The following is a 4,280-nucleotide window of genomic DNA, read 5'->3' as shown; positions in this document are numbered from 1 at the left end:
CGTAGCGGTCGTGGGTGAGATAGCACTGGGTGGTGCGGATGGGGCGGGGGGATTCCGGGGTGCCCGCGGGTTCCTGGACGCAGCGGGTGCCGGGAGGGGAGCCCTCGGGGGCGTCGGTGGGGGACATGTCGGTGTGCTGTTCGACGAGGGCGCCGACGAGGCGCTCGGCGGCGGCGGTGTCGGCGGCGCGGTAGATCAGGGAGTCGGCGCGGGCCACCAGGTCGACGCCCGCGTCCTCGAAGGCGCGGGCGGTGAGGTCGGGGCGGCTGTCGACATGCAGGAAGACCCGGGCCGGGTAGACGGCGGTTGGGTCGTTGTAGTTGCCGGGTTCCGGGTAGGGCAGGGTCCGGCCGAGCAGGCCGTCGATGTCGGCGGGGACCTCGTCGAGGCGGTCGGGCGGCGTCGGGTCGTAGGAGTCGAGGCGGCGGATCTGCTCGTCGACGACGGAACGGGTGAACTCCAGCAGCGGCGCGGGGTCGGGCGGCAGGGCCAGACCGTCGGAGACGTAGGTCTGCAACAGGTATTCGCCGTGCGTGGTCCACGCCTGCACCGAGTCGTAGGCGGTGCGGTAGGCGCGGCTCGACGGATGCCCGGACAGCGTCAACGGCTCCTTGGGTGGGAATTTCTCGTTGTTCAGCTCGGCGAGCACGTTCTTGGCGTTCTCGGCCTGCTCCGGGGTGGTGAACCGCAGGACGGTCAGGGTCGCGTCCAGGCCGAGGTTGGTCTGCTCCCGGCGGGAACCCGCCGTGCGCCAGCCCGCGACGAGGCCGGGAATCCTGGCGTTGTAATCGGCGACGGACTCGAACAACCCGGACACCGTCGGATGCTGGGCGGTGAGGTGGCGGGTGGTGATGTTGCGGCTGCCGAACACCAGGCGCGGGTTCAGGTCCATCATCAGCACCACGTGCTCGGCCAGCCGGATCGACTCCTGCCGGGAGCCGGTGGCGGGGGTGCGCTCGGCCTCCATGTCACGCGGGGTGGTCGGGTAGTTGCCGGGATCGAGTGTGAGCACGGGGGCGGGCGTATCGCTCTCGCCGCCGCACGCGGCGATCACCAGGCAGGTCACGGCCACCGCCAGCGCGCGGGCGCGGCGGCGCGTGCGGACACCGGCGGTCATGCCTCGCTCCTCGCCAGGATCGCGTACTGGGCCGCCGCGCGCTGGTACAGGCCGGGGTCGAGGCCCAGTGACGACGGCTGGGTCGAGCCGACGACCGCGACGTAGCGGCCGTAGGCCAGGACGCAGACGGAACCGTATTCGCTCACCGGGTCCTCCTGCGCCAGCACGCGGCAACGGGCGTCGTCCAGGCCGGGCGGCGGGTCGATCTCCTCGTCGTCGCGGGCGGGTCCGGCCAGCACGGTGTGCAGGCGGAGGGCGGCCTGTTCGTCGCCGGCGCGGTAGACGGTGGCGTAGTTGCGGGCGACCAGGTCGACCCCCGCGTCCTCGAACGCCTCGCGTGCCGCGGCGCCGTCGAGTTCGAAGTGCAGTTGCGCCTGCGGCGACAGCGCGCCGACGAACGATTCGCCGTAGAGCCATTCGCCCTTCATCGCGGGCAGGGTGCGGCGCATGATGCCGTCGGGATCCAGTGGCAGGTCGAGGATCTCGTCGATGGGGGTGACGGTGGCCGAGGCCAGCCGCTCGAACTGCAGGTCGAGCAGATCGGAGGCCACGGCGAGTATCGCCTCCTCGTCGGGCTCGTGCCGGTTGAGCATGGTGAGCACCACGAACGGGCCGCGCGCGACCACGAGGTAGCCCTTGGAGCCGTTGCCGGTGCGGTACTCGACGCCCTCGTGACCGGGGACGGGCAGTCCGCGCAGGTCGGGGTTGAGACCGTGCAGCGTCGCGTCGAGGTCGGCGGCCGCGGCGCGCGCCGCCTCGTCGGAGGGGAAGCGCAGCAGCGCGTGATTGGCCAGCTTCAGCGCGCGGACGCTGTCGTTCGACCTGATCGTCAGTACCCCGGCGATCAGGTGGTGGCGCTGCATCACATCCTGGAACTCGGCGGGATAGACGGCGTTGAGGCCGTCGCCGAAGAGACCGTCGGAGCTGCTGTCGATCAGTTCGACATCGTCCAGGTGCGTGAGCTCGGCATCGAACTCGAAGGGCGGCACGAGATAGCCGAGCATGCGCCTGGCCTCGATCGCGTACACCTGGTACGGATGCTGGATGTCCGGGTCGAAGGCGGTGGGTTCGACCGGATAGGGGCCGGTTTCCAGGGTGGCGGGATCGACCCGCGTCACCGCCCCGATCGCCGCTCCTTCCACGGTCTGCCCGCAACCGGACAGCATCATCATCGGCGCGAGCCACTGTGGCGTCAGCCACCGCAGCCGTGCCCGCCCACCCCACATCACCGGTACATCCCCCCAGTTCATCGCCTCGATCGCCTCGCCGCGGATACTACCTACCGCTGCCTCGGTGGTTACAGGCTGTTCGCCAGCAGCGCGTATTCCGCGGCGACCTTCTGCCGTACGTCGGGCTCCCTGTCGCTGACGAGGATCCCGACGTAGCGCTTGTACGGCACATAGCAACGGTACTTGTACTGCCGGTCGGGGTCGCCGAGCTCGTTGAGCTGCACGCACTTCGCTCCCGGCACGTCCTTGGGCGCGTCGATCGGGTCGTAGGTCGCCGAGACCGCCTCGAGCAGCCCGTCGACGAGCACGCGTCCCGCCTCGCCGTCACGGACCCGGAACAGCAGGTCGGGGCCGACGACGGCGATCTTGTCCGCCCCGGAGTCCTCGATCAGCCGCTCGGCCATGGCCTGGTTCTCGGTGTTGTGCACGGCGTCGACCGCGGCCACCACCATGAAACGAGACGTGTCGGGCTCCCAGCCCTCGCGGTCCTCCACCGCGACGCGGGCCAGCAGATCGTCCGGGTCGACCTGCAGCGAGTCGAGCCGGTCGACCGGGGTGGCCTGGAAGCCGTCCATCGCGGGCAGCTGCGCGTCCAGGGTCTTGTCGACCCAGGTCACCAGATCGGCGCTGTCGGCCTTCGGCCGCCTGATGTACAGCGAGACCACGAACTCGCGGTGGGCGATGAAGGTGCCCACCGAGGCGATGCCGGGCCGCCAATGGATGTAGGCGTCGGGATATTTCGTCGAACCGAGCCGCTGGTTGTCTGGGGAGACGCCGATGTCGGCGTCCTCGAGTTCGCGGGCGGCCAGCTTGGCGGTGGCCTCGTCGGGGAAACGCAGCACCGCCGTGGTGACCACGGTGCTCTCCGGGCCCGCGGTCTCCTCGCCGGGCGGATCGGGCGCGTCCCCGCCCTGGGCGGCGTAGCCCGCGACGAATTTACGGGTGTCGAGCACCGGCTTGGACACCGAGGCCAGATAGCGCAGCGCCGCCGGGGTGTCGCCGAGCACGCTGGAGCCGTGCCCGTAGCGCAGCGACGGGTCGATCCGCACGGTCGGCACCACGGTCTCGGACATGCGCATGGCTTCCAGCAGCGCGCCCCGCCCACCGGATTCCTGGTCGTAACGATGCTTGGTGACCTGATAGGGGCCCACCTCGAGGGTGCGGACGTCCGGTTCGCCCGGTAGTGCCGTGCCCTGCACCGCACCGCACCCGGCCAGCGCCGTCACCGCCGCCACTGCCATCGCCATCGCCGCCACGCGTTGAGTCCGTGCCATGACGCGCCCCTCGTTCCTCCCGTTCCTGCCGAAAAAGGTACCCGAACCCGGCCTCGGACAGGCAGGGATGAGCAACGGCTCGGCGACGCCGCGCCGGGCCGTGCAATACCCTGGACCGCATGGCGGGCAATCGGGACGATCAGGCGGGCGGAGACCGATAGCGGTGCAGGATCGTCAGGTCGAGATCGTCGCCGGTGGGCACGCGGTGGCCCGTGTGTGCGGCGCGCTGCTGGTGGTCGCCCATCGTGGCCGGACCAGGCTCACCCCCGAGGAGCCAGCGGCGCTGGCCCTGCACGCGCTCGGCGAGATCGTGCGCGACGCCCAGCGATTCCAGCCGTCCGGGCCCGGCCCGCTGGTGGCGCGAGAGGCCACCCGCTGGCTGATGAAGCACGCCGAGCGGATCAGTCCCGGCGTGCCCATCGATTTCGGCATCGTCTCCCCGGCCGAACAGGGCGGTCTCGCGGTGTTCCTGCACGGCGCGGTGACCGCGGTGCTGGCCGGCGACGGCGGGGTCGAGCAGTTGCGCGGCAGCGACGCGGCTTTCACCGTCGACCGGGTGGTCCCGATGCCGGCCCGCGCGGTCGGGCTGTTCGTGGACGAGGCGGGCGGCGGGCTCCCCGCGCTGCCCGAGGCGCCGGGCATCGGCAGCCTGATCGACGG

3 protein-coding genes and 1 pseudogene are annotated in these 4,280 nt (G+C 71.2%); 1 reads left to right on the top strand and 3 read right to left on the bottom strand.

Going from position 1 to position 4,280, the window contains the following annotated elements; all coding sequences use genetic code 11:
- The 3 genes from QH283_RS22205 to QH283_RS22195 form a co-directional block, all read right to left on the bottom strand.
- Positions 1–1,117, bottom strand: a 1,117-nt coding sequence (locus tag QH283_RS22205; RefSeq protein ID WP_280504898.1) for a DUF7373 family lipoprotein, incomplete at its 3' end; no start/stop codon positions are given.
- Positions 1,114–2,367, bottom strand: coding sequence for a DUF7373 family lipoprotein (locus QH283_RS22200; RefSeq protein WP_280504897.1), 1,254 nt, complete (start codon positions 2,365–2,367; stop codon positions 1,114–1,116). The genes QH283_RS22200 and QH283_RS22205, both read right to left, overlap by 4 nt.
- A 47-nt stretch (positions 2,368–2,414) precedes the next feature.
- Positions 2,415–3,620 carry a DUF7373 family lipoprotein gene (locus QH283_RS22195; RefSeq protein ID WP_280504896.1) on the bottom strand — a complete coding sequence of 402 codons (1,206 nt, stop codon included), beginning with the start codon at positions 3,618–3,620 and terminating at the stop codon, positions 2,415–2,417.
- A gap of 163 nt (positions 3,621–3,783) precedes the next feature.
- Between QH283_RS22195 and QH283_RS22190 the strand changes: the two are divergent.
- Positions 3,784–4,280: pseudogene (locus QH283_RS22190) on the top strand (FHA domain-containing protein); the annotation flags it as partial.

It is taken from the genome of Nocardia farcinica, assembly GCF_029867845.1.
Taxonomy (GTDB): domain Bacteria; phylum Actinomycetota; class Actinomycetes; order Mycobacteriales; family Mycobacteriaceae; genus Nocardia; species Nocardia farcinica_A.
Note: the sequence above shows the minus strand (reverse complement) of the source record. Positions and strands in the feature narration are given on the sequence as shown.